Here is a 25,611-nt window from a genome sequence, read left to right as displayed (position 1 = left end):
TATGTTAAAATCAATTTTTAAAGTGGCTGTTGTTTCAGCCATTGGTTTCAGTTCAGTCGCTTGTACCACAAACGATGAACGCGTTGCACGTTACGGCGTAGGAGGAGCAGCAATTGGTGCTTTGGCTGGAACTGCTATTGCTGGAAGTACTCCTGGAGCAGCACTTACCGGTGCAGCATTTGGTGCTTTGGCTGGAACAGTAACAGGTGCGGCTGCAAATCAAAGAAAACAACAAAGACAGGTATCACAATTGTGCACGTATCGTGGTCGTAGAGGGCATGTTTACCAAGCACCTTGTGCACAAAGAGTCCCTGTACGGCAATTGTGTGCTTACCGTGATGCAAGAGGGGTGATGTATAAAGCACCTTGTCCGCACCGCGTTCGTTAATGGCGGCGCCGCTCCTGCGGCTTGACCGCATTTTCTTAAATTTTGGAAAAACGCCTTTGCTCAATCAAGCTTGTTTATCGGTTGAGCAGGGGGCGCGTATCGCGCTGGTTGGTCGTAATGGTTGTGGAAAATCAACCCTATTAAAAATTGCCGCAGGAATATTAGAGCCTCATGGTGGCGAAATTTTTCGCCACCCGCGAGTGACGCTCCGTTATGTCTCACAAAATCCGGATTGTTCAGGATTTGAAGATATTAACGCTTATATGGAAGCGGGGCTGGACGATATATCTGATGTTCAGTGGATCAATACGCTTCGCACAAATTTAGGGTTTTCGGGGGCGGAAAAATTGGAAACGCTTTCGGGAGGCGAAAAGCGGCGTGTTTCATTGTTACAGGCCATTGCTGCAAAACCCGATATTTTGTTCTTAGATGAACCAACCAATCATCTCGATTTACCAACCATTGAATGGCTGGAAGCTGTTTTATCGTCTTTGCGTTCAGCGATTGTGGTGATTTCCCATGATCGGCGATTTTTAGAAAATGTTACGCGGTCAACGGTATGGCTTGATCGTGGCACAACCAAAAGACTGGAAAAGCGTTTTTCAGAATTTGAAAGTTGGCGTGATAAGGCGTTGCAAGAAGAAGCCATTGAGCAGCATAAATTGGGGCGCCAAATTGCCCGTGAAGAACAATGGTTGCGTTATGGCGTGAGTGCACGGCGTAAGCGTAACGTACGGCGTTTAGGCGAATTAAAAAACTTAAGACAGCGTCATCAAACCTATAAAGGGCAGCCTGGAAATGCACTTTTGACAGCAGCGAAAAGTCATGAGTCTGGGCAATTGGTTCTTGAAGCAAAGAAAATTTCAAAATCCTATGGTGATCGCATTATCGTGAAAGATTTTTCTTTGCGTATTCAGCGTGGTGATCGAATCGGGTTGGTAGGACCCAATGGTATCGGAAAGACAACGCTCCTTTCTGCATTAATTGGGCAAGAAGCCGTGGATAGTGGAACAGTGAGGCATGGCTATAACCTTTCTATGGCATTGCTTGATCAGCAACGTATTTTAAATGAAGAAGAGACTTTAGCGCATTATTTAACGGGAGGAAGAGGTGATACTCTTGTGATCAATGGGCTGGAGCGGCATGTAGTTTCTTATATGAAAGACTTTTTATTTTTGCCTGAACAAGCACGCACTCCCCTTAAAGAATTTTCGGGGGGAGAAAGAGCACGCCTCATGCTTGCACGACTTCTTTCACGTCCTGCAAACTTTTTGATACTTGATGAGCCGACCAATGATTTGGATATGGAAACTTTGGATTTGTTGCAAGAATTTATTGCTGATTTTGCGGGAACAGTATTGTTGGTCAGCCATGACAGAGACTTTTTAGATCGTACTGTAACGCATATGTTGGCACCTCAAGGTGATGGTCATTGGGTTTTGTATGCGGGCGGCTATAGTGATATGATGGCGCAAAACCAGCATGCTCTGAGTTTACAACGAAAAAAAACAGAATTATCGCAGCGTAAAGCACCTTCAAAATCTCATGTGGGAGAGCTTTCAAAGCAGGACTCATCAACAGATCATAGCTTGATAGTGCGGGAGAAAAAAACACGAGGTAAATTGTCTTATAAGCAGGTTTATGCATTGGAAAGATTGCCTGAAGAAATTGCTGTTTTGCAAAATGAAATCAAAAAAATTGAACAAGAGCTCTCTGATCCAGCTCTTTATCGCAGTGATAAAGAGCGTTTTGAGCGTTTATCAACAGCGTTGGAAAAAAAGAAAAATACTTGCACACAAAAAGAAGAAGAATGGTTAGAACTTGAAATTTTACGCGAAGAAATGGAAGCGTGTTCACGGTAATGTCTAAAACATTTTAAGAGATTTGTATTCATTATCACGTTTTCTTGGATTTGTTACAAGATCTTATGGCTGATTTTGCGAGAACAGTGTTGTTGATGAGTCATGGCAGAAACTTTTTAGATCGCACTGTAACATATAGCATTTCAAGGTGATGGTCATTGGGATTTGTATGCGGGTGCAGTGATATGATAGCGCAAAACAAGCATGCTCTGAGTTTACAAGGCAAAGAAACAAAACTATCTTTGCCGTGAGTTTTTTCAAAATTTCGTATATGGAAGTACGCTAGTTCCATTGCATACTTTGCCAGTCCCCAATGTTGCTACAGCCCCCTTGGAATTTGAGAGCATTCATAAGAAACATTCCCTTATCTTTACCTTATATCCTAAATGCACCAACCCCGCTTCTGACGGAAAAGCAAATGATCTTCATTGATTCTAACGTGAGAAGTGTTGTGATGGGGAAAGCTTACTGTATTCGACGTTATGATTTAAGTTTAAAAATGATGATTTGTTAGGATAAACCAACGTGTTATTGTAACATTTCGAGGAGGAGAAAATGATGGCAATTAAAACAAAGCGAACAATTTCCACATTGATCGGTTTAGAAGATGCAGCTGAACTGTCTTCCTTATTACCTCCGTAATGCGAATCATCTGCGTCCTTTTGAACCTGTTAGATCTGATGGTTACCACAGCCTAACAGCTTGGGAAACACGAGCTAATGCATTTGCTTGTGAAAGTGCACAAAGACAAGCATACCGATATGCCGTACGATTAAAAAATGAAAAAACAGTCATTGGTGTTGTGAATTTTACAAATGTGGTTCGGGGTGTTTTTCAAGCTTGTCATCTTGGTTTTTCTCTTGATGAAAAACAACAAGGCAAAGGTCTCATGTTTGAGAGTTTATCGGCTCTAATACGGCATATCTTTCATGTTTATCATCTGCATAGAGTGATGGCAAATTATATACCTGAGAACATAAAAAGCGAACGTTTATTAAAGAGCCTTCATTTTGAAAAAGAAGGCTATGCCAAAGACTATTTGATGATTTCTGGAAAATGGAGAGACCACATTCTAACCTCTCGAATCAATGATCTGTATGAGCCCGTTAATAGATTCGAATAAAGTTTTGTTAAAAGTTCTATCAAGGGGCTTTTTATCAAATGTGTAAATATGCCGAATTTCTGCCTATCCTAAAAGACGAAGATCCTTAACCACCTCTTCTTTTGTAAACAGTTCAGACTCTCATTTAGCGGATTTCAACTGCTAACCACTTTATATGTTTCTTTTCGTAGATAATGAATTGATTTATCATCATCATTCATTTTTTCAATTTGAAGGAAGAGAGTCCTCAATATCGTAAGACTTTCTCATTTCAAATCTATAGATGTTTAATCATAAAAATCACCTCTCTTGCACATCACAAACTGGATTGGCGTACAAGTGAGGGTTTGTGTGGATAAAAATGATTGGAGGACAAGGATAAAAATGCTCTGTATAAATCCTTTTAATGTGAGGGCTGTTGCAATATTGTGTATTCTGTGACCGATAGTCTCGTTACAAGTTACACAAACTGCTTATTGTTGGGTGAAATTTTTATACATTCATTTTTTTTTGCATTTTCTTTTCTTAAGAAAATTTCCAATGGTATCAATGATTTTAATTCATACCAAGCGCATTTTTATAAAGCTCAATGATTGCTTCTTCTTCCATTCGTTCATGCTCTTCTTTTTTACGCAACCGTATAATGCTTCGAACAGCTTTACTATCAAAACCAGAGCCTTTAAGTTCAGTGTAAACGTCTTTAATATCATCAGAAATGGTTTTTTTCTCTTCTTCTAGTCGTTCAATACGTTCGATAAAAGAGCGTAATTGGTTTACGGATATAGCGTGTGTTTGATCGGTTACTGTATCGTTCATTGTATTTTTCTCCAAGTTATATATTTTAAGTTGTTTTTCGACGACGAATTTATGTTGAAAAAGCTTGAAAAACAAAAAGTAAATCAAGCTACACTGTTTTTTTACAAATTGACTTTAAATATTTTGTAAAATTTTTAAGATATATGCATTGATAAAAGGGCTATAAAAAGAAAAATATAAAAATATACGTTTTAGACTTGAAAAGCTTTTGAAAAAGAAGTGTGTAATTTGTTTTGAGAATTTGACATCATAGAGGAAGTTTTGTGATTTTAAAAAAACGATATTGGGTGTTTCAAAAAGGATTAAAGGTTTTTCTCTTGAGCATTTTGTTCTTGTTTCCCCTTGTTGTTTTTGCAAAAGCTGACTTTAGGGTTTGTAATACAACCCAACAGTCTGTAGGGGTTGCTCTTGGATATCGTACATTTTCAGGGTGGGTGAGCGAAGGCTGGTGGACGGTACCCGTGACGGAGTGTAAAACCTTAATTGAGGGGCCACTTGCTTCACGGTTTTATTATTTTTATGCGGAAGGGGCACAAAAAAAAGGGAACTGGGCAGGCTCTGTAACCATGTGTGTGCAAGATAGCCAATTTACCATTCAAGGGGTTCATGATTGTTTCCCTCGAGGATATCAAAAGGCTGAATTTAAAGAAATCGATACCGGAAATCAAACCAGTTGGATGGTACAGTTGACGGATGAGTCTTTGTTAAACAATTCTGTTGTCCCTTCTCTTTCAGGAAATGCTCCGCCGTGAAACGTGCACGTAAAGTGAAAATTATAGCGACTCTTGGTCCTTCTTCTTTTTCCAGTGAAATAATTGAGAAGCTTTTTAGGGCAGGAGCAGACGTTTTTCGTCTTAATATGAGCCATACTGACCGTGATATGATGGTTGATTTGGTCAAGTCTATACGAGAAGTTGAAAAAACAGTTCGGCGACCCATTGGTATTTTAGTCGATCTTCAAGGGCCAAAACTGCGTGTGGGTCGTTTTACTAAGGGTCAAGAAGATTTGCGTGTTGGGCAAAGCTTTACGTTAGATAATCGCGATGTGTCAGGTGATGCACAGCGTGTTTTTTTCCCTCATGAGGATGTATTTTCGGCTGTTAAACCAGGGGATCGGTTGTTGATTGATGACGGAAAACTGGAACTGCGTGCGCAAGTTTGTGATGGTCATTCTGTACAGTGTCGCGTGGTTTCTGGAACCCGTATTTCTGATCGAAAGGGTGTCAGTTTTCCCGATACAATTTTGCCTTTTGATTCGATGACGTCAAAAGATAAAGAGGATCTTCAGGCTCTTTTACAGCAGCCTGTTGATTGGGTTGCTCTTTCTTTTATTCAACGTCCAGAAGATATTATAGCGGTGCGTCGATTGACGAAAAGCAAGGTGTCTTTGATGGCTAAAATCGAAAAGCCTCAAGCCTTGGAGCATATAGAGAAAATTATTGATGTATCCGATGGTATTATGATTGCACGGGGTGATCTTGGAGTGGAAATGCCTTTGGAAAGGGTTCCTGCACTTCAGATGGAGCTCATAAAAGCTTGTCGTTTAGCAGGAAAGCCTGTTGTGGTGGCAACACAAATGCTCGAATCAATGATTACATCTCCTGTTCCGACACGCGCAGAAGTGTCGGATGTTGCTACAGCAGTTTATGCAGGAACAGATGCGGTGATGTTGTCTGCTGAATCTGCTTCTGGTCGTTATCCTGAAGAAGCCGTTCTTATGATGGATCGAATCGCGCGGCAAATCGAACAAGATCACACTTATGCCGCTCAGGTTGGGGCACAACATCCAGCACCAGAATCAACAGGAACAGATGCGATTTCTCTTGCTGCGCGTCAGATTGCTGAAACACTTGCGCTATCAGCTATTGTTGCCTATACGGCTTCAGGAACAACGGGGGTGCGCGCCTCTCGTGAACGTCCCAATAGACCGATTATTGCTTTATCTCCTATTGTGGAGACAGCACGGCGTTTAGCTTTAGTTTGGGGGCTTCATTGTGTGGTTGCGCAAGATGCACGGAATTTAGAGGATATGGTTGATCGTGCAGCAGCCATTGCATTTCAGGAAGGTTTTTGCAAAGGGGGAGATCGCTTTCTTGTGACAGCTGGTGTTCCCCTTGGAACGCCTGGAGCGACAAATCTCTTGCGTATTGCTTCTGTCTCTCAAGATGGAACGAAAGGGATTTGAGCCGTTTACGCATGGTGTTTTTTCATGCGCCTTTGAACAGGCTTTAAACACAACGCGTGTGCGCTTTTTGTGAATGCTTCCATAGACTTATTATTCTTTTATCTCCCATTGTAAAGATAGCAAGGTGTTGCTTTAGGTTATAAGGTTTGGGGATGGGAGCAGATGCGGTGAATGTTGTCTGTTGATTTTGTTTTAGTTCTGAAGAAGCTGCTTTTACGGTAGGGCATTTAATGGGAGACTCCCTTTTATTTCATTGAGGCATATTGGGATTGCTTTATTGATGTTTATATGAGCAAGATGTTCATTGGTAATGAGAGTTCATTCTTTTGCTTGTTGAATGAGAACCTTGAAACTTTTCTCATTTTAAACTTTTGCAAACAGAATTGAATAAAATTAGAATTATGTGCCTAAAAAGTCATGCTGGTATGTCATGAAAAAAAGTGTTGGGTGAATGTGTTTTAAAAATATACTTTGTTGGCGCATTTGCAACATATTGATTTATAATGATAATATAGCGTTCTTTATATTCTATCAAAATCCCGAATACCGCAAGATTGTTTTATTTTAAATTTGTGCATGTTTTGTCAATCATAACTATTTGCTTGCACGTCACAAGCGGGGGGTCTTGTGGGGAAAAACTGTACAAGAAAGGCGTCCCCTCGTATGAATCGTTTTAAGAGCCAAGGGGGGGCTGTTGCAATATTGGAGGCTGGTTATGATGGTGCTGGTTTGCTCTTTCTTTTATTAAGCGTGGAGATTTTGAGGACTGGGGAGAGAGATATGGATGGATTGTTTGTTATAAGGATAAAGATGTTGGTAGAGAATGTTTTCAAGAGCTATTATTGTAGTTTATGATGTTTGAAGTTGTCGCAGATTAACATAATCTTCGGGTTTGGCTTTCTTCTTGCTCTAAAGGATGAAAATACTAAAGTTCACGCTGGTTTATAAATGATACGGTTCTTCTTAGGAGGGTTTCATCTGATGGACATTCTAGGTGCAAAGACTCCATAGTGCTTATATTATCAAATGGCGGTGTTTTACGGTATAATAGATAAGGTTATTTTTTAAATATATCTTAAATCTGCTTGATATTATCTAGGGGTAAGGACTTTTGGTATGCATTCATAGGGAACATGAATATAGTTCTTTTTCTCGAAGGATGCTTTATTTATTTATTTCTGTTGTCATTTATATGATTTTTTTACAATGATGTTGGTTTTTTATCTTGTTGTGCTGTTAAAAGACATCTCATTTGAAGGGTGGTGATATAAGGTTTCCTCTTTGATATAAGAAGTGTTTGTGCAGGGGTGAAATATTCAGGGCCGAGTTTTTCTTGTTGAGTTTTAAGTTTATCCCATAAGTGGTGAGTAGCTGGAATCCTCTCTATAAAAAACTGGACCATTTACAGACTGGTGTGGGTTTAAGAGTTTTTATCCTGTGAGGTGTAGCGGACAAGTAAAATCACTGGTTTGTTACGCGCTGATGTACTTTTAGAAATCTTCCTGTTCTTGAAAGTTTGTGCTGTTTTGATCATCTTTGAGCAATTGGTTGGTGAGATTTTCAATGCGTTGTGTGGTGTCACGCATAATTTTCCCCATGGTGCGGTCTCTTTCGTTGTGGAGTCGTAAAAGAGCATTGTAGTCTTCTTGTAGTTTTTTATTTTCTCGTTTTATTTCTTCCATTTCATCGATAATCATTATGCCAGCCATAACCGATAAACGATGGTCGCCAATTTCACCAAAATTGTTCTTTAAATGTGTGATATATTGATCCAATTGAGCAGCAAGCGCGATAAGACGACGTTCTTGTCCTTTATCACAAGCCATGCGATAAATTTTACCATCAATGGTAACGGAAACAGTTTCCATACATTCAAACCTTTATCTATCAATGACAACACGAATTGTTTCCATTGCTTTAATAAGACGTTTGGAAACTTCTTTGTTTACGGACTCTAAGCGTTCAATTTGGGCTTCAGCTTTGTCAAGCGCTTGAGCAAGATGGCTGCGGTCAGCATTCATTCGTTGAATTTCTTCTTCCCATTCGTTATTTTTATCAATAACGGCATTGCGGTTTATTATGGTGATCTCTAAAGTTCTAAGTGCTTTTTCTAGGTGCTCTAGAGCATCTTGTAGAACCGTCGTTTCTTGGTTCATTGCTTTTATCCTTTGGGTAATTGTATCCTTTATCAATGTGTTATGCAAAAACGAATCACTTTCAATTTTGTATTGTGTGCATTTTATTTTTAAGTATGTAGGATATTTTAGCAAGCAAAGCAGGGGATAGATATAAATTAAAAGCTGGATTTTTTGCGCGTATTGACATAAATGACATGGATATACAGGACGCGTGAGGGGAATGTTGTTAATGTTATTGAAGTGGTGGCAAAAAGTTTCACGCTAATGGTTAAAAAATAGTATTCTTTGAGAATTTTAAGAGAATACGGAAAAAGCAACAGAATAACGTATTTAACGAAATGGTCGATTATTCATGACAAATACCCACCAACAGAATCAGATGGCCAATGCTATCCGTTTTCTTGCTATTGATGCGATTGAAAAAGCAAATTCTGGTCATCCGGGCTTGCCAATGGGGGCAGCCGATATTGCTACGGTCCTTTATACACAATTCCTTGCTCATGATCCTAAAAATCCTCGCTGGCCTAACCGTGATCGTTTTGTGTTATCGGCGGGGCATGGGTCTATGTTGCTTTATGCTCTCTTGTATCTTTCTGGTTATGAAGATCTCTCTCTTGAGGATCTCAAAAATTTTCGCCAGATAGGGTCTAAACTTGCTGGGCATCCAGAATATGGGCATATTGCAGGAATCGAAACAACCACTGGGCCACTTGGACAAGGGTTGGCAAATGCTGTGGGAATGGCGATTGGTGAGCGTTTGCAAAATGCCCGTTTTGGTGATCTCATCAATCATTACACTTACGCGTTGGTGGGTGATGGATGCCTTATGGAAGGGATATCTCAAGAAGCGATTTCCCTTGCTGGCCATTTGAAACTCAATAAGTTGATTGTGTTGTGGGACGATAATAATATTTCCATCGATGGAGAGATTTCACTTGCTGATAGTACTGATCAGATTGCGCGTTTTAAAGCTTCTGGTTGGGAGACCCATAAAGTCAATGGGCATGATCAAGCAGCAATTGCGCGGGCTATTGAGGCGGCACAAAATTCCGATAAACCAACTTTGATTGCTTGTAAAACAACAATTGGTTTTGGAGCGCCAAATAAAGCGGGTACCAATAAAGTTCATGGAGCTCCTTTGGGCGCACGAGAAATCACTGAAACCCGTATCGCTTTAGGGTGGGAGGCTGAGCCTTTCGTTATTCCAGCCGATATTCTCGATAGTTGGCGCTTGGCTAGTCTCAATGCTGCTAAAAAACGTCAAAAGTGGGAAGCAAAATTTGCTGATCTTCCTGTCTCAGAGCGTGTGGAGTTCGAAAGATTGATGCGAGGCGATCTCGTGGGTGGATTTGATGGCGCTATTGATACTTATAAACAAAAACTGGTTGAAGAGCGCCCCGTTGTTGCTACGCGTAAAGCCTCGGAAATGGCTCTTGAAGTGATCAATGAAGTCGTTGTTGAGACCATTGGTGGTTCGGCTGATCTAACCGGATCTAATAATACAAAAAGCAGCCAGATGAAAAGTATCTCTGCTGAAGATTTTTCAGGGCGCTATCTGCATTATGGAATTCGCGAACATGCAATGGGAGCCGTGATGAATGGTCTTGCCCTTTATGGCGGCTTTATTCCTTATGGGGGAACCTTTTTATGCTTTTCTGACTATATGCGTCCCGCTATGCGGCTCTCTTCTTTGATGGGATTGCGGGTGATTTATGTCATGACTCATGATTCCATTGGTCTTGGTGAGGATGGTCCTACCCATCAACCCGTGGAGCATTTGGCTTGCCTGCGCGCAATGCCTAATCATCTTGTGTTCCGCCCTGCTGATGCTATGGAGACAGTTGAGTGTTGGCAATTGGCTTTGAAAGCACGCAAAACGCCTTCTACCTTGGCTTTGAGTCGACAAAATCTACCGCTTTTGCGTCAAGAGTATGAAGAAGAAAATCTCTGTATGCTCGGTGCTTATGAATTCCTAACAGCTAGCGATGATGCACAAGTGACGCTGTTTGCTTCTGGTTCAGAATTGCAAATTGCGGTGGAGGCACATGCGGTGTTAGAAGAAAAAGGCATTCCAACGCGTGTGGTTTCTGTGCCTTGTTTTGAACTCTTTTCTCAACAATCTCTCTCCTATCAGCGTGCTCTCATTGGAGATGCGCCGATTAAAATTGCCATTGAAGCTGCTGTCGCCCAAGGATGGGACCGTTTTATTGGCTGTGATGGTGTGTTTATTGGTATGGAGGGCTTTGGGGCAAGTGGAACAATTGATGCCCTTTATGCGCATTTCGGTATTACTTGTGAGAATGTGGTCGCCACTGTTGAAAAAGAGCTTGGAAAGATCAAAGAGGAAAAGACAAAATGACAGCTTGTGTTGTCATGAATGGGGTGGTTTTAGGGCATCATATTCTGTGCAGTGTTCTGGATGATCTTGTGCATTATTGTGGATAAGTGAGTGAGTGATCAAGATATTGACATTGTGGGAATTAATGATTTGGGATTGGTGAAATACCCATTTATTGTATTTTAAATGTTGTGCTTAAAAAATTGATGAGGAAACATGTGAAATGACAGTTCGTGTTGCAATTAATGGGTTTGGTCGTATTGGTCGCAATATTTTACGTGCACTTGTGGAAAGTGAACGGAAAGATATTGAAGTGGTCGCAATTAATGATTTGGGATCGGTGGAAACAAATGCCCATTTGTTGCGCTATGATTCAGTTCATGGGCGTTTCCCTGGGACCGTTAAGGTGGTAGGGGATGCCATTGATTTGGGGAGTGGTTTAATAAAGGTATGCGCAGAGCGTGATCCTGCTCAATTGCCTTGGAAAGATTTGGATATTGATATTGCTTTAGAATGTACGGGCATTTTTACTGCGCGTGATAAAGCAAGTGCTCATTTGGATGCGGGGGCAAAGCGTGTTCTTGTTTCTGCGCCTTCTGAAGGAGCAGATCTTACGGTCGTCTATGGGGTTAATCATCAATCTTTAAGCAGCGAGCATCGCGTTGTTTCAAATGCTTCTTGTACAACCAATTGTTTGGCGCCTGTTGCACAAGTCTTGCACAACACGGTGGGCATTGAAAAGGGCTTTATGACAACAATCCATTCTTATACGGGTGATCAACCTGTGTTGGATACAATGCATCGTGACCTTTATCGTGCACGTGCGGCAGCTCTTTCTATGATTCCTACCTCAACAGGAGCGGCAAAAGCTGTGGGATTGGTCTTGCCAGAATTAAAGGGATTGCTTGATGGTGTATCGATTCGTGTTCCGACCCCTAATGTTTCTGTGGTTGATTTGACATTTACCGCTAAGCGTTCCACAACAATTGAAGAAATTAATACAGCCATTGCTATTGCTGCACAAGGTCCTTTGAAGGGCGTTTTGGATTATACAGAAGAAAAACTCGTGAGTTGTGATTTTAATCATAATCCTCATTCAGCTATTTTCCACAATGATCAAACAAAAGTGATTGATGGTAAGCTCTGTCGCGTTTTGGTTTGGTATGATAATGAATGGGGCTTTTCTAACCGTATGAGTGATACGGCTGTGGCTTTTGCTAAGACAATATAAGAGGACCTCAGGGTCCTCCTTTTTATAGGAAAAAGTCTCATTTTTGTACAATTTTGAGAACAACAGATAGAGGCTGTTGTTCTCATGCGCTGGAGAGAAGAAACTATTGAAAAATTGATGGTGTGTTTTGTTTTAATACTGGGTCAATACGTGCTTTTAAAAGCTGCATGAAAGAGTAAACTTTGAAAAAGTAAGATCTGAACGAGACACTCTTTGAGAAAACGTCAGAAAATTAGGAGATGTAAATTCTTTTGCCTAGAAGTAAAAGGAAGCTTTAATAGAGATCAAGTTGAGCCAATGCATTTGTTTGCCACAATGGGATATGAAGATTAAGAGCAATGGTGGGCTTTTGTACATTTGATGATGAAAGCTTTGGCTTTTCAGAAGCAGAGGGTGAGAGATGGGCTGTCGTGGATCTCTTGTAAAAGCAAAGAGGGGATAAGTGGAAAGAAAAGTGGGCAGGGTTGTTGGATGCGTTTTTATTTGAAACAATGGAAAGTGAAGAGGAAGCAGTGATGGGGTTTCGTACACTTGATGATGTTGATGTCACTGGAAAACGTGTTCTTGTGCGGGTGGATTTTAATGTGCCAATGGCGCAGGGCAAGGTCTGTGATACGACACGCTTAGAGCGACATAAAGAGACACTCGTTGAGCTACAAAAGCGGGGTGCTAAACTTATTCTGCTTTCTCATTGTGGTCGCCCCAAAGGAAAGGTAGAGCCAGAGTTTTCACTCCGTCCTGTTGTGCAAGTGCTGGAAAAGATCATTAATCAGCCTGTTTCTTTTGTTCCTGACTGTATCGGTTCGGTGGTGCAGGTTGCGGTTGAGTCATTACAAAATGAGGGTGTTTTACTGCTTGAAAATGTTCGTTTTTATGCTGGTGAAGAAAAGAATGATTGTTCTTTTGCGGAAGCTTTGGCTCATAATGGGGATCTCTATGTCAATGATGCTTTTTCAGTTTCTCATCGTGCCCATGCTTCGGTGGAGGGAATAACGCATTTGTTGCCTTCTTATGCAGGGCGCTCTTTGCAAGGTGAGATGCAGGCGTTAGAAAAAGGACTTGGCAATCCAACACACCCTGTGGTTGCCATTGTGGGAGGAGCGAAAGTTTCCAGCAAGCTTTTTGTGCTCAATCATTTGGTGGAAAAGGTTGATCATCTCGTGATTGGTGGGGGCATGGCTAACAGTTTTTTAGCAGCGCAAGGTGTGTCTGTTGGTAAGTCACTGTGTGAACATGCGCTGATGGACACGATAAAAAAAATCATCAAAAAAGCGCAAGAGTGTCAATGTACCCTTCTGCTTCCTCAGGATGCTGTCGTTGGATTTCGCTTTGAAAAAGATGCACCGCATCGTCTTTATGACATTGAAGATATTCCACAAGATGGCATGATATTGGATATTGGGACACGCTCTATTGCGCATATCAATACTGTGATAGATAAAGCTGCTACTCTTGTGTGGAATGGACCCCTTGGTGTTTTTGAAATGTCTCCTTTTGATAAGGGGACCATTGCAGTTGCACGCCATGCAGCAGAACGTAGTTTGACGGGAAAGTTGGTTTCAATTGCGGGAGGGGGCGATACAGTTTTTGCTCTTAATCATGCTGGTGTTGCCAATGATTTTACTTATCTCTCGACTGCTGGAGGGGCTTTTTTAGAATGGATGGAAGGTAAGGTTCTGCCTGGAATTCTTGCCCTTATGCAGGCTTAGAGGGCTTCTTTGAAGAAGAAGGTTAAAGAAAAACTATACGGTCGTTTAAGGGTGTTTTGATAGTGTTGCGCACTTTTGGAAGTTTAAGACAAAATGAAATTTTAAGACAAAATAAAGAGGAATTTTTTATGAATGAACGGCTTGAAGATATTGCACTTGCTTTGGTGCATGCGGGTAAAGGTATTTTGGCGGCAGATGAAAGTACGGCGACCATTGGAAAGCGATTTGAAAGCATTGGTGTTGAATCCAATGAAGATAGACGCCGTGCTTATCGTGAAATGCTTTTTAGTACAAAAGAAGCAATGGAAAGCGCCATCTCTGGGGTTATTTTATTTGATGAAACCATTCGGCAAAAAGCATCAACTGGGAAAATGTTGACGGATCTTATTCGGGATGCAGGCGCTTTGCCAGGGATTAAAGTTGATACCGGTGCAAAACCTTTGGCCGCTTTTCCACAAGAGACAATTACCGAAGGGTTGGATGGTCTTCGTGAGCGGCTAAAAGACTATTATGCTTTGGGAGCACGTTTTGCTAAATGGCGTGCGGTAATTGCTATTGATGAACACACTTTGCCAACAAGAGGCGCAATAAGACAAAACGCACAAGCTCTTGCACGCTATGCTGCTTTGTGTCAGGAGTTCAAGATTGTGCCGATTGTTGAGCCCGAAGTGTTGATGGATGGACCATCGTGTGGGCATTCCATTACACGCTGCTTTGAGGTGACAAAAGCTGTCTTACAGACCGTTTTTAAAGAATTGTTTGAAGCTCGTGTTCTTTTGGAGGGGATGATTTTAAAACCCAATATGGTGATTGATGGAAAGGATGCCCGCAACGCTTCTGTTGAAGAAGTTGCTGAAAAGACCGTCCAGGTGCTTAAACAGACTGTTCCTGCCGCTGTTCCAGGAATTGCTTTTCTTTCTGGAGGACAGTCTGATCAGGAAGCAACGGCGCATTTATCTGCCATGAATTCTTTGGGCGCATTGCCTTGGAAATTGACTTTTTCTTATGGACGGGCATTGCAAGCAGCTGCTTTAAAAGCATGGGCTGGAAAAGATGAGAATATTGCTGTTGCACAGAAGGCATTTAGTCATCGGGCTTTGATGAATCATCTTGCGGCTTTGGGACAATGGACAACAGAACGAGAAAAAGCCTGCGCTTGAAGCACAAGCCTTATACCTAAATGCGGAGAGGTTTTACATGTTTCTGCGTGATTTTGGGTGCCCTCATCATGATAAAAATGGCGGGGGCGTTTTAGGCTTGAAAGCTTTCTCAGAGAGTTTTCTCCTTGGACCTTTTAAAAGTCTCTAATGGGTACTATCGAGAGATAATATTGCGCAAGAGGTCCGATTTCGGGAAGGGGAGATGGTGCTTTAAAGGAAATTTGTGAATGCGCAGCATCTTAGTATGGTGTCGTTCATGGGTGGGCACTTGCTTTTTGAATGAAAATCATAAAACTAAGACTGTATTGAAGAGTTTGATATTGTGATATTTTTTCTTTTTCATGTTATCATTACTTGTCATCAGCAGAATTCATTTGATTGCAGTTTCAAAGGTGGATTAAGCGGGTAGATTAGAGAGTTGCGATGTCTGAGTGGATTTTAATATACAGCTTATGAAGTTTTTGTGCGTCAGGATAGCTTCCTCTGCAAGGGGGTAGCCTTTCTATTGACGAACGGATTGAATAACTCTTGCTAACAAAATAGATTTGCACCTCAATAAAACACCTATTTTTCGTTAAAATGAATAAATTTTTCTTGTATTTTATGATGATATAATTACAAATAGCTAATTTTACAGCATTTTGGCTTAAAATGGGGGGAGTTGTGGACAGCATATCTTCTAAGAATACAAGCACAAAAAGAAAAAATCGATACGCAGAACAGAGCTTTTCTGTAATTATGATGCGAAAATTGTGCAATATGGTGCGTGGGGTATTCGAAGGGATCTTTACAGTATTTACTTTCATAATTTTTATTATCTTGCTCAGCATACGTGGACCGGTTCATACCGCATTAAAAGTCTTTGGGTCGGTGAGTGGAATAGGGTGCTTTTTGTTTTTTTTCGGATATCTCATAGAACGCCGTGAAGCAGCAGATGAAGCCGCTATATCGTACGCATTATTCTTAACAATTCTTGAAGGCGTTTCTTCTATTTGCTGCCTGTCTGCTGCGTGGGGTTACGACGCTCTCTTATTCCGTTTAGCACCTCCTGGGTATGTTCTTATTCTCCCTGAATAAATAGAGTGCAATTTGTTTGCATATAAATCAAAATGAGAGGTTGTCTGCCTCTCAAATTCTTAATAATCGCTCTCCAAGATCATAACATTAGACCTGCGTTTAATGAGAGGACTAACAAGCCTTGATCCTTAAGCTCAAGGAAATTCTTTAAAGGTTGCGTCTAACGGCATCCTTGACCTAAGACACCCAAACGGCTTATTTTATTTTTCTCATGCGGCTCTGAAATCATGATATAAGGGGAAAGCTTCTCATGGTGCCTAAATGGTACCTTATCGTGTGTTAAATGGAAAAATCAGACAAAGCATCTTTATGCAATATAATCCAATTATGATTTTTTTATTTAAACATAAAGGACTTAAAGTCTTCTACAAGCTGATACGATAAAAGGGGGAAGGTCGCCTATACTTAGCAACTAGGGCGTATTTTAGGTGCTTTTGATATAGCTATATCTCCAGATGACTTTGAATGACTTATCCTTTTAGCTCTATTCACTAAAAGGTCATTTTGAGGGTTCTTGGTTAATGATTGTAAAGGAAAATTAGCACGTAATATTTAGCTTTGCTGGTATAGATGCTGAATGAGTTAATTATCCAGAGGATCACTGAAGAGGGAGTGCTAAAAAATGATGGAAAATCCTCTGTACCTCGGTGAACTCGTGGTTGAAGATATAATTGTAGAACTTGGCTTATCTGTTACTGAAACAGCTGAACGGTTTGAAAGGGTTAGGGTGTCAGTTCTGCAGACGCTTGACTAGCTATGAAAAAATTACGATTTGGTGTAAGCTTTAAAACATAAATACCTTAAAAATATATCCTTTTTGTACATGTTTCTATCATCGTTAATGTGCCTTCTTAAAGCACGACAGGGGGTGGCTATAAAATTGATGGCTGTAAATATAAATGATGGCGTTGGTGGTGGTGTGGGAAGATGGTGTCCAATTAAAGTACGCTATCCTTATTTTTATAGGCTATGACTGGAAGAGAGAGCTGGAGAGACAATTTATGAGCAAAGAGAAAGTGTTTTGAGGATGCGTGTCTGCAAGAGCAAAACAGTGGTTGTGGTGATATTTACAAACAATAAATTTGATAAAATTTTACGATTTTGCCAACAGCTGGTTTATTATAAAAGCTGTTGCTTATACGCGCTCACAAAAGTTATAAGAAGCCCAAAAGCGCTAAAAGAGTCTTTGCTCTTTTTCAATAGTACGGATCTGCAAACAATGTTCAAAAAGTGTTCGTTTTTTTGAAAGAGAATAAAAGGATACTCTTGCAGATGAGAAAAGCCTATTTGTGAATTACAATTTATCATGATTTTCGGTAAACACTATTGTTTAGGGCGGTGATAGAGGGTATGAAAAAATTTTAATATTCAGTTTTTTTAAGAGTGTGGTCAGTCTTTAGGGTAGAGCTTGTGTCCGTAGAGCTTATCAAGTGAGCCGCATAAGGGCTCCCTCGGTAAGGCGAGCACCATTATACTCTTTGCCAGTCGTATACTCTTTCCAGCGCCCCAATGTTGTGACAGCCCTTGGTATTTAAAGGGATAAGAGAGGCATTTTGTTCTTTTTTGTAAAGCTTCACTCCACACGCTAACTCTGCTTGTGATGTGCAAGCCAAGAGATTTTGTTTGATTCACTATGAGGGTTTGACATGAGAAAATCCTATAGTATTAATAATCTCTCATAAAAAACAATGAATTATCCTTATAAATCAACGTAACAGTGCTGTTATGAAGAGAACTCCTTGCACATCTTAATAGTTCATAAAGATTAACTGGGATCATTTTATATTTTGTACACAGATGAAGTATTTTTATAAAAATGCTCCATCTCACGCAGAAAAAACAGCCCGTTAAGACTTTAAAAAGAAAAAACTCTCAATGCTTGCCCTCTTTTTTCCATGAGAGATTCAAATTGATAAGCCTGTCTGAAAAGAGTACTGTTTATGTGCCCTTAAAGATACTGCTCTTGTATCAAGATCACTTACTCAGGTGAAAATTGGAGTTTTGCGAGGTAAGCATAGACGCCATTTTTTGCCACAAGTTCTGCATGGGTTCCTTCTTCCACAAGAGCGCCTTTATCCATCACGAGAATACGATCAGCTTTTAAAATTGTTGCCAAACGATGTGTAATTACCAAGGTTGTACGATTTTGCATCAATCTTTCTAAGGCGTCTTGCACCAACTTTTTACTGTTTGCATCTAAAGCAGATGTTGCTTCATCAAGCAGCAACACTTTGATTTATAATAATAGTTCACTGTTTTGTATGTTGAATGGGGATCCCGAATATTACAGGATTTTCTCATTTCAAACCTGTTCCAGGTTGAATCAACAAAAACCATGTCTCTTGTACGTTACAAGTGGGGAGAGACCGCGTGAATAAAAAAATATTAAGGAAGGACTTAAAATGTTTATAATAAATCGTCTCAAGTGCCAAGGGCTGTAGCAATACCCATGAGCTGGCAAATATAATGATGGTGCCGGCTTGCAGCAACAGGGGTGCATTTCTTAGAATTGCACGTGCAATATCAATGTGTTGTTTTTGTCCCCCAGAAAGCATGGTACCACGTTCTCCTATTCACGTATCAAGCTATCTGGTAAAGCTTGAATCAGTTCAAGCGCATTAGCCGCTTTAGCGGCGACAAGAATACTCTCTTCACGGGTATTTTTCAGTTCCAAAAAAAGAAGAATGGTTTGCAATTATTTTATTTCAGGTCGTTATACTCTACGAGGAAGGATTTATGCTCGTATTTCAAACTGATTTTTAAATTTAAAAAACGCAGCCACCAAGATTTATTAGTGCCTAAGATCCCATCTATTTATGTTGGATGCGTTTTTGAATTAATATTTAAAGTGCACTCTTTACAGCATAAAAAAACCAATCACTTACAATAGAGCAATCATTTTTTAAAACTTGTGCTCTTTATAATCAGGAATAGGCTTTTACATGCCAATATTACCAAAACGATTTTTGAATTTAGAAAGACGACCGCCACGGTCTACGAGTGTCTGGGAGCCACCAGTCCATGCTGGATGCGTTCTTGGGTCAATATCTAGATTAAGAGTATCGCCTTCTTTTCCCCAAGTAGAGCGCGTTTTATATTGGGTTCCATCCGTCATAACAACGGTAATTGTGTGATAGTTGGGATGAATATTCGCTTTCATGCGTAAAAACCTTTTGCGTTTACAGAATGAAACAGCACTTGCTCGATTTTTTAAGTGCGCTTCCTTTGTCTTTTTGATACATTGATTAAAGTATTTATTCCTATAGCTGAGCATGCATAAAAAAACAAGTGTTCAAGATGCATCATTGTATCAAGTGTTATAAATTCAATATAGTGAGCGAAACCTTATGAATCTCTTCAATCATTCAGAAAAATCTACAAAGTCTTCCCTTAAAAAATCTTCATTCTCTTCGCTTGCAATTTTTTTTCCTTATCTTTTGCGCTATCGTTGGTTGTTTATCTTTGCCTTTCTAGCGTTATCTGTTGCTGCTCTTGTCACATTAGCTTTGCCTGTGGCTATCCGCCAAATGTTTGATCATGGGTTTTCTACTTCAAGCCATGGACATATCAATTTTTACTTCGGAATTTTGTTTATTTTAGCCTTGCTTCTCGCATTTGCTTCTGCTGGCCGTTATTATTGTGTTATCACATTGGGAGAACGGATTGTTGCCGATTTACGGCGTGATGTGTTTATTCATATTATGAAACTTTCTCCTGCTTTTTTTGATCGGTCGCATTCAGGAGAGATTGTTTCAAGGCTTCTAACAGATACCACACAAATAAAATTAGCTGTGGGTTCTACCGCCTCTACTGCTTTGCGTCAGTTGATTATAGTGATCGGAGCCGTCGTGATGATGGTGATTACCAATGCTAAATTGTCTTTGTTGGTTTTGGTTGCTATTCCTGTTGTGGCCATTCCCTTGGTGGTTTTTGGGCGGAAAGTTCGCTCTCGTACGCGCGCGGCGCAAGATCGTCTGGCAGATGCCAATGCTGTTGCTACAGAACAGGTAAGTGCTATTCGCACTGTGCAAGCTTTTACCGCAGAAAAACTCGTTGCAACACGTTTTTCACAATTGATAGAACGGGCTTTTCAAACAGCACGTGCTTCTGTGATCCTGCGCTCCTTTTTTACGGGGTTTGCAATTTTTTTGGTTTTTAGCAGTGTGGTTGCTGTTTTATGGATTGGGTCGCGCGATGTTTTGAATGGAACGATGACAGGCGGGACATTAGGGCAATTTGTCCTTTATGCGGTTTTTGGAGCTTCTACTTTTGCGCAATTATCGGAAATGGGGGCAGAGTTAATCCAAGCAGCAGGCGCTGCTGAGCGGCTTTCCGAATTGCTACAAGAACAACCTACTATTGTAGCTCCTAAAAATCCGTTATCATTGGAACAACCTGTTCGAGGCGAACTTGTTTTTGATCAGGTTGATTTTATTTATCCTTCTAGACCACAAGAGAAGATTTTACGCTCGCTTTCGTTTTCTGTGAAGGCAGGCGAAACGGTTGCTTTTGTTGGGGCTTCAGGAGCAGGAAAAAGCACCATTTTTTCTTTGATCCTTCGTTTTTATGACCCGATAAGTGGAACAATTCGGTTGGATGGCATGGAAATTAATCGCCTTTCTTTAGAAGATTTACGCAGCGCAATTTCCTATGTTCCACAGGATGTCGCCATTTTTGATGGAACATTGCGTGATAATATTATTTTTGGAACTGAAAATACTCATGAAGAGGAAATCCTTTCTGCCGCTAAGGCGGCTAATGCACTTGAATTTATTCAAGCTTTACCAGATGGCTTGGATACGCAAGTAGGAGAACGTGGTACCATGCTTTCTGGGGGGCAAAAACAACGCATTGGTATTGCACGGGCAATTCTAAGAAATGCACCCCTGTTGCTACTTGATGAAGCAACATCTGCTTTAGATGCAAACAGTGAAAAGTTGGTGCAAGATGCCTTAGAAGGATTGATGCAAAATCGTACAACCTTGGTAATTGCACATCGTTTGGCAACAATTTTAAAAGCTGATCGTATTCTCGTGATGGATAAAGGCGCTCTTGTGGAAGAAGGAACCCATACAGAACTTGTGGCAAAAAATGGCGTCTATGCTTACCTCGCAAAACTCCAATTTTCACCGGAGTAAGTGATCTTGATACAAGAGCAGTATCTTTAAGGACATAACCAGCACTCCTTTCAGACAGGCTTATCAATTTGAATCTCTCATGGAAAAAGAGGGGCAAGCATTGAGAGGTTTTTCTTTTTAAAGTCTTAACGGGCTGTCCTTTTTTCTGCGTGAGACGGAGCATTTTTATAAAAATACTTCATCTGTGTACAGAATATAAAATGACACCCAGTTAATCTCTATGAACTATTAAAATGTGCAAGGAGTTCTCTTCATAACAGCACTGTCACGTTGATTTATAAGGATAATTCATTGTTTTTTATGAGAGATTATTAATACTATAGGATTTTCTCATGTCAAATTTAGTTATATTAAATCAATCAAAACCATGTCTCTTGTATGTGGCAAGCAGAGAGAGCCCGCGTGAATAAAACACTTTAGAAAGAATAAGTCCTCTTCATGAATCGTCACAAGTTTCAAGGGCTGTCACAACATTGGGGTGCTGGCATAAGAGTATGATGGTGCTGGGCTACTTAAAGAAGAGCTGATAAATAGGCAGAGAGGCGCTTTTTATCGATGTTATAAAACAGTGCGAACAAAGCACGCAGTTTGTTTTGCTGTTTGGTTGGATTAAGGTTTTTATTACTTTGAAAACCAATATTTCATGGATCATGCATTTTGAGGGCTTATAAGGCTTTTCTTTAAAGTACATAAATCACTAAAACAGCATTATTAAATACAAATTGTTTTATTTTACCAACAAAAATATCTATATTTTGTGTATTGTTTTTATTAAAATATAATATGTAGTGACTTTCAAATCAGATGTACACACAATGATACAATATCGAGAAAAGAACTGCGTTAAATGTTGGTGAGAATAAAAGAGAGCAAGAATGAGTGAAGCTGTCATAGTGATAGGGGGAATATTTATAGCAGGGAGTATAATCTATAGTCTTTGGTTAGTAAATTATCAGAAAAAGCAATTAAGTGAACAACTTGAACAGTTTGAGAAATTACTGCAGCTAAAAGATCGAGAGTGCGCGATATACCAAAATATTATTGCTCAATGGGAACAAAAGCTTGTTAAAAAAACTCAAAAAATATCGCCAAAATGGATTAAACAATGGGATAAAGAAGTAAAGGAATGGGAAAGAGATTTACTGGAGATAAAAAATCCTGAACATTGGCTATCTTCTGAATCGAGCGGACAATGGCCTTTGATGGTAAAAGATATTTGTATGCAAGGATATGGAGAAGCGTGGTTTTTGTATGAAACGGCGCTGACAAAAGAACTGACTGATGAACATATCAAAAAAATAAATGCGTTCATAATCACTTTTAAGGAAACTTATCTAAAAGCAGTGCGATTGATGAGAAAGAATAGGATCACTTTGCGAAAGTTTGTAGATCCTCTTACGAAAAAAAAACGATATAAACATACAATGTTGTCGCTTCATTGGTGTTTATATATGGTTGATGATATGATTACGGCTGAATATGAACAGCAACTACAAGAAAAGGCTTCAGGATACTATGAAGAGTTAAAATCTTTGGAAATTTATTATGAAGATATACCTAAATATACAGAATATGAAACGCTAGAAGAGATACTGTCTCGTTGGTATCTTAGTCTGCCTGGAGATGCTGAATTACTATGCATTTGTAAAAGAGAGCTTCTAGCATTATTGTATGATATTTCCAGTGATTATAAGGCGGCAAGAGAAACTTTCATTTACTATAAGCAGCTTATTGATACGGTAAAAGAAGGATATATGGCCTTTGATAAGGATTGTTGCTACTCCGCGGTTAGAAATGACATTGATGTTTGTAGAGAGAAAGATAAAGAAAAGAAAAAGGGGTTGCGTATTGCTAAAGAGACTCCAAAATTTGAAAAAGCCTATAAATTAGGAGTCATAAAATGGATGAAGTGGTCAAGTAAGAAATGTGATAATCAATGGATCTTTTGGGAAATGCTTGTCAAAATAGGAAATTCAAAAGAAAAATTAAAAATCATTTTCGGTGATGAAAAGGTAAATGCATTGGAAGAGGCTATTGAAAAAGATAAAGAGCAGCTTGCAAGTGAAGTGCAGAAAGCAATTCTCGAGAACAAAAATGTGCATTTTCATAAATCCCATGCCTATTTGATACATACTTTAGAATAATGCTGAAAAGAGGGAGAAGCTGGTAACAATTGTATGAATTAGTATATTAATGGAAATTGACATAATTGCGTATTTTTGTGAAAAGCAAATAGAGGTATATGCGGCAGATTTTTGAGGGAGGAGATTTTCGATCAATGGATAGCGCACTATAAAGAGCATATATTGAGGAGGAAATGGATTGTGTTTTTGTTTTGGGTGCGATAATTGCTTTTTGTAGCTTTTTGTTATGATATTTTTTTGTTTATTGCCTTTTTTAGCTTGTTTGGAGGGGGATTTGAATAACAGAAACGTTAATAAGGTAAGCTAGAGGATTGCTTTTGTGAGGGTTTATAGCGAGTATATTTTTTATTTGCGATGATGTTTTTGTCACTATCTGATCAGTTATTTCCTATCGTTTTATGTAAAGAAAATTTAAAACTCTCTCTCTCCACGTGGTTTTTTAAGGTTCTAAGGTTTTTGTAAAAAACTGTAAGAGTTAAATACTTTTTTTGAGGTTTTTTTCTAGTTTGATGCGAATGTGTTCATTGCCAGCAATGATATTTTTTTTGCGGAATATATCGCTGCCTTCTTTATCGGTGACAAAACTACCGGTTTTGCGAACCATCAGTATGCCGGTAGTTCTATCAAAAATTTGTAGGTTATCTTCCCAAAAGCCATCGGTTTTTCCTGCGGCGACATAAGCTAAATCAAGAGCAGCAGCGCTAAGACGGCGAAGACTAGAAACTTCCCTCATTACTTGCGCAATTCAATAAGAGATAAGGTTGCGTGATGAGAGATATCTCTATGGGGATGTTGCAAAGTTGCACTTTTAGCATTGCCTTTTAAAAAGACACTACTTCTGAGGTCTAAATGCCTTTTTTGAGGGTTTTTTCTAGTTTGATGCGAATGTGTTCATTGCCAGCAATGATATTTTTTTTGCGGAATATATCGCTGCCGCCTTCTTTATCGGTGACAAAACCACCGGCTTCGCGAACCATCAATATTCCAGCAGCCATATCCCAAATTTGCAGGTTATCTTCCCAAAAGCCATCGGTTCGGCCAGAAGCAACATAAGCTAAATCAAGAGCAGCAGCGCCAAAACGGCGAAGTCCAGCAACTTCCGCCATCACATTGCGTAATTCAATAAGATAGGTTCCATGATTTGGGCGACCAAAATGAGGCATACCTGTGGCAATGACACAATCTTCTAGTCTGCGTCGAGCAGAAACGCGACAGCGTCGGTCATTGAAAAAAGCACCACACCCGCGTTCTGCGGTAAAGAGTTCATCACTTACGGGATTGTAAATGACACCAGCAACGATTTTCCCTTGACTTTCTAAGGCAATGGAAACAGCAAAAAAAGGAATGCCATGGAGAAAATTTGTGGTGCCATCTAGAGGATCAACAATGAAACGATGTTGGGAATCTTCGCCAATGATTTCTTCAGATTCTTCCATTAGAAAACCAAATTTGGGGCGCGCTTTGCTTAATTCATTGAAAATGATTTTTTCCGCTTTGCGATCTGCTTGGCTGACATAATCTGCTGGTCCTTTCAAAGACACTTGCAAATTTTGCACTTCACCGTAATCACGCACCAACGAGCGTCCTGCTTTCATTGCAGCTTGCACCATGACATTCATGACTGCAGAATGGGCCATTTTTTATTCCTTTATTTATCTTTTTCATTTGCGCGACGCAAATAAATCAACTCATTGGTGTCTACAATGATACGTTCACCAGCATTCATAAAGGGGGGAACAAGAATACGAATCCCGTTTTCAAGAATGGCGGGTTTATAAGAGGAGGTAACCGTTTGTCCTTTGATGGCAGGATCGGCTTCCACAATCGTGACAGCAACTTGATCAGGAAGTGAGATGCCAATAGGCTTTTCTTGATAAAGTTCAACTGTGACAGTCATCCCATCTTGGAGAAACGCAGCACGTTCACCAACAAAATCTTTTTGAAGTTCAAGTTGTTCATAAGATTCTGAATCCATAAAGACCAAAGCATCCCCTTGTTGATAAAGAAATGTGAAATCTTTTTGTTCAAGGCGCACGCGTTCAACCGTTTCAGCAGCACGAAATCGTTCATTAAGTTTTGTACCATCAATTAAATTTTTCATTTCAACTTGGTTAAATGCACCACCTTTTCCTGGTTTTACAGCGTTGCATTTAACAGCAACCCATAAGCTTCCTTGATGTTCGATCACATTACCAGGGCGAATTTCATTGCCATTAATTTTCATCGTTTCTATCCAATTCTATTCTTGCAAAAAGAACTCTTTTGTTGTCGTTATGGCGCTTTTCTTTGCTGCCTTTAACGGTGAGCTCTTTTGTTATTTTCG

General features: G+C 39.8%; 19 protein-coding genes and 3 pseudogenes. 13 read left to right on the top strand and 9 right to left on the bottom strand.

What is annotated here, in order from left to right; genetic code table 11:
* Position 1: 1 nt before the first annotated feature.
* The 3 genes and pseudogenes from ACFIKY_RS05475 (at position 2) to rimJ (ending at position 3,373) form a co-directional block, all read left to right on the top strand.
* Complete coding sequence (locus tag ACFIKY_RS05475; RefSeq protein WP_375661521.1) at positions 2–388, top strand: hypothetical protein; 387 nt, start codon at positions 2–4, stop codon at positions 386–388.
* Positions 388–2,250, top strand: coding sequence for an ABC-F family ATP-binding cassette domain-containing protein (locus ACFIKY_RS05470; RefSeq protein WP_375661538.1), 1,863 nt, complete (start codon positions 388–390; stop codon positions 2,248–2,250). Before ACFIKY_RS05475 ends, ACFIKY_RS05470 begins: the two co-directional genes overlap by 1 nt.
* 558 nt (positions 2,251–2,808) lie before the next feature.
* Positions 2,809–3,373, top strand: a pseudogene (gene rimJ / locus ACFIKY_RS05465) (ribosomal protein S5-alanine N-acetyltransferase).
* Between the two features lie 534 nt (positions 3,374–3,907).
* Here rimJ and ACFIKY_RS05460 read toward each other — a convergent pair.
* On the bottom strand, positions 3,908–4,168 hold the full coding sequence (locus ACFIKY_RS05460; protein ID WP_005774567.1) for a DUF2312 domain-containing protein: 261 nt from the start codon (positions 4,166–4,168) through the stop codon (positions 3,908–3,910).
* Between the two features lie 263 nt (positions 4,169–4,431).
* On the opposite strand from ACFIKY_RS05460, the gene ACFIKY_RS05455 reads away from it, so the two are divergent.
* The 3 genes from ACFIKY_RS05455 to ACFIKY_RS05445 all read left to right on the top strand — a co-directional run bounded on the left by ACFIKY_RS05455 (position 4,432) and on the right by ACFIKY_RS05445 (position 7,208).
* A complete protein-coding gene (locus ACFIKY_RS05455) occupies positions 4,432–4,920 on the top strand; it encodes a DUF1036 domain-containing protein (RefSeq protein WP_375661520.1) in 489 nt (162 codons plus the stop codon).
* Positions 4,917–6,353 carry a pyruvate kinase gene (gene pyk, locus ACFIKY_RS05450; protein ID WP_375661519.1) on the top strand — a complete coding sequence of 479 codons (1,437 nt, stop codon included), beginning with the start codon at positions 4,917–4,919 and terminating at the stop codon, positions 6,351–6,353. Before ACFIKY_RS05455 ends, pyk begins: the two co-directional genes overlap by 4 nt.
* A gap of 663 nt (positions 6,354–7,016) precedes the next feature.
* Positions 7,017–7,208: a hypothetical protein gene (locus ACFIKY_RS05445; RefSeq protein WP_375661518.1), complete on the top strand. Its 192-nt coding sequence runs from the start codon at positions 7,017–7,019 to the stop codon at positions 7,206–7,208.
* 635 nt (positions 7,209–7,843) lie between these two features.
* Here the strand turns inward: ACFIKY_RS05445 and ACFIKY_RS05440 are convergent.
* Together ACFIKY_RS05440 and ACFIKY_RS05435 are read right to left on the bottom strand one after the other, a co-directional pair.
* A complete protein-coding gene (locus ACFIKY_RS05440; protein WP_375635514.1) occupies positions 7,844–8,221 on the bottom strand; it encodes a cell division protein ZapA in 378 nt (125 codons plus the stop codon).
* A gap of 12 nt (positions 8,222–8,233) precedes the next feature.
* The gene (locus ACFIKY_RS05435) at positions 8,234–8,509 is read right to left on the bottom strand and encodes a DUF4164 domain-containing protein (RefSeq protein ID WP_005774573.1); all 276 of its coding nucleotides are present in this window, start codon (positions 8,507–8,509) and stop codon (positions 8,234–8,236) included.
* Between the two features lie 334 nt (positions 8,510–8,843).
* Here ACFIKY_RS05435 and tkt point away from each other — a divergent pair, with 334 nt between their 5' ends.
* The 5 genes from tkt to ACFIKY_RS05410 all read left to right on the top strand — a co-directional run bounded on the left by tkt (position 8,844) and on the right by ACFIKY_RS05410 (position 16,006).
* A complete protein-coding gene (gene tkt, locus ACFIKY_RS05430; protein ID WP_375635515.1) occupies positions 8,844–10,850 on the top strand; it encodes a transketolase in 2,007 nt (668 codons plus the stop codon).
* A gap of 202 nt (positions 10,851–11,052) precedes the next feature.
* Positions 11,053–12,060, top strand: a complete 1,008-nt coding sequence (gap, locus tag ACFIKY_RS05425; RefSeq protein ID WP_375661517.1) for a type I glyceraldehyde-3-phosphate dehydrogenase — start codon at positions 11,053–11,055, stop codon at positions 12,058–12,060.
* A gap of 515 nt (positions 12,061–12,575) precedes the next feature.
* Complete coding sequence (locus tag ACFIKY_RS05420; RefSeq protein ID WP_375661537.1) at positions 12,576–13,769, top strand: phosphoglycerate kinase; 1,194 nt, start codon at positions 12,576–12,578, stop codon at positions 13,767–13,769.
* Between the two features lie 128 nt (positions 13,770–13,897).
* Positions 13,898–14,929, top strand: a complete 1,032-nt coding sequence (locus ACFIKY_RS05415; protein WP_375647357.1) for a class I fructose-bisphosphate aldolase — start codon at positions 13,898–13,900, stop codon at positions 14,927–14,929.
* A gap of 738 nt (positions 14,930–15,667) precedes the next feature.
* Entirely contained in the window at positions 15,668–16,006 is a 339-nt protein-coding gene (locus tag ACFIKY_RS05410) for a hypothetical protein (RefSeq protein ID WP_375635518.1), read from the top strand.
* 1,978 nt (positions 16,007–17,984) lie between these two features.
* Here ACFIKY_RS05410 and ACFIKY_RS05405 read toward each other — a convergent pair.
* From ACFIKY_RS05405 to rpmE, 3 genes and pseudogenes are all read right to left on the bottom strand, one after another.
* A pseudogene (locus ACFIKY_RS05405) lies at positions 17,985–18,236 on the bottom strand (ABC transporter); the annotation flags it as partial.
* A 339-nt stretch (positions 18,237–18,575) separates the two neighbouring features.
* Positions 18,576–18,701: a hypothetical protein gene (locus tag ACFIKY_RS05400; protein WP_375635519.1), complete on the bottom strand. Its 126-nt coding sequence runs from the start codon at positions 18,699–18,701 to the stop codon at positions 18,576–18,578.
* Positions 18,702–18,944: 243 nt separating this feature from the next.
* Entirely contained in the window at positions 18,945–19,166 is a 222-nt protein-coding gene (rpmE, locus tag ACFIKY_RS05395; protein ID WP_015856961.1) for a 50S ribosomal protein L31, read from the bottom strand.
* A 187-nt stretch (positions 19,167–19,353) separates the two neighbouring features.
* Here rpmE and ACFIKY_RS05390 point away from each other — a divergent pair, with 187 nt between their 5' ends.
* Together ACFIKY_RS05390 and ACFIKY_RS05385 are read left to right on the top strand one after the other, a co-directional pair.
* Positions 19,354–21,144, top strand: a complete 1,791-nt coding sequence (locus tag ACFIKY_RS05390; RefSeq protein ID WP_375661516.1) for an ABC transporter transmembrane domain-containing protein — start codon at positions 19,354–19,356, stop codon at positions 21,142–21,144.
* A gap of 875 nt (positions 21,145–22,019) precedes the next feature.
* On the top strand, positions 22,020–23,288 hold the full coding sequence (locus tag ACFIKY_RS05385; protein WP_375655771.1) for a hypothetical protein: 1,269 nt from the start codon (positions 22,020–22,022) through the stop codon (positions 23,286–23,288).
* Positions 23,289–23,763: 475 nt separating this feature from the next.
* Here ACFIKY_RS05385 and ACFIKY_RS05380 read toward each other — a convergent pair.
* The 3 genes and pseudogenes from ACFIKY_RS05380 to efp all read right to left on the bottom strand — a co-directional run.
* Positions 23,764–23,979: pseudogene (locus ACFIKY_RS05380) on the bottom strand (inositol monophosphatase family protein); the annotation flags it as partial.
* 154 nt (positions 23,980–24,133) lie between these two features.
* Positions 24,134–24,925 carry an inositol monophosphatase family protein gene (locus ACFIKY_RS05375; RefSeq protein WP_273787682.1) on the bottom strand — a complete coding sequence of 264 codons (792 nt, stop codon included), beginning with the start codon at positions 24,923–24,925 and terminating at the stop codon, positions 24,134–24,136.
* An 11-nt stretch (positions 24,926–24,936) separates the two neighbouring features.
* Positions 24,937–25,512, bottom strand: coding sequence for an elongation factor P (gene efp, locus ACFIKY_RS05370; RefSeq protein WP_273787683.1), 576 nt, complete (start codon positions 25,510–25,512; stop codon positions 24,937–24,939).
* Positions 25,513–25,611 lie beyond the last annotated feature (99 nt).

This window comes from Bartonella sp. CR127HXZ, from assembly GCF_042194555.1.
Lineage (GTDB): Bacteria > Pseudomonadota > Alphaproteobacteria > Rhizobiales > Rhizobiaceae > Bartonella > Bartonella grahamii.
The sequence above is the reverse complement of the archived record's forward strand: the minus strand, read 5'-3'. Positions and strand labels throughout refer to the sequence as shown.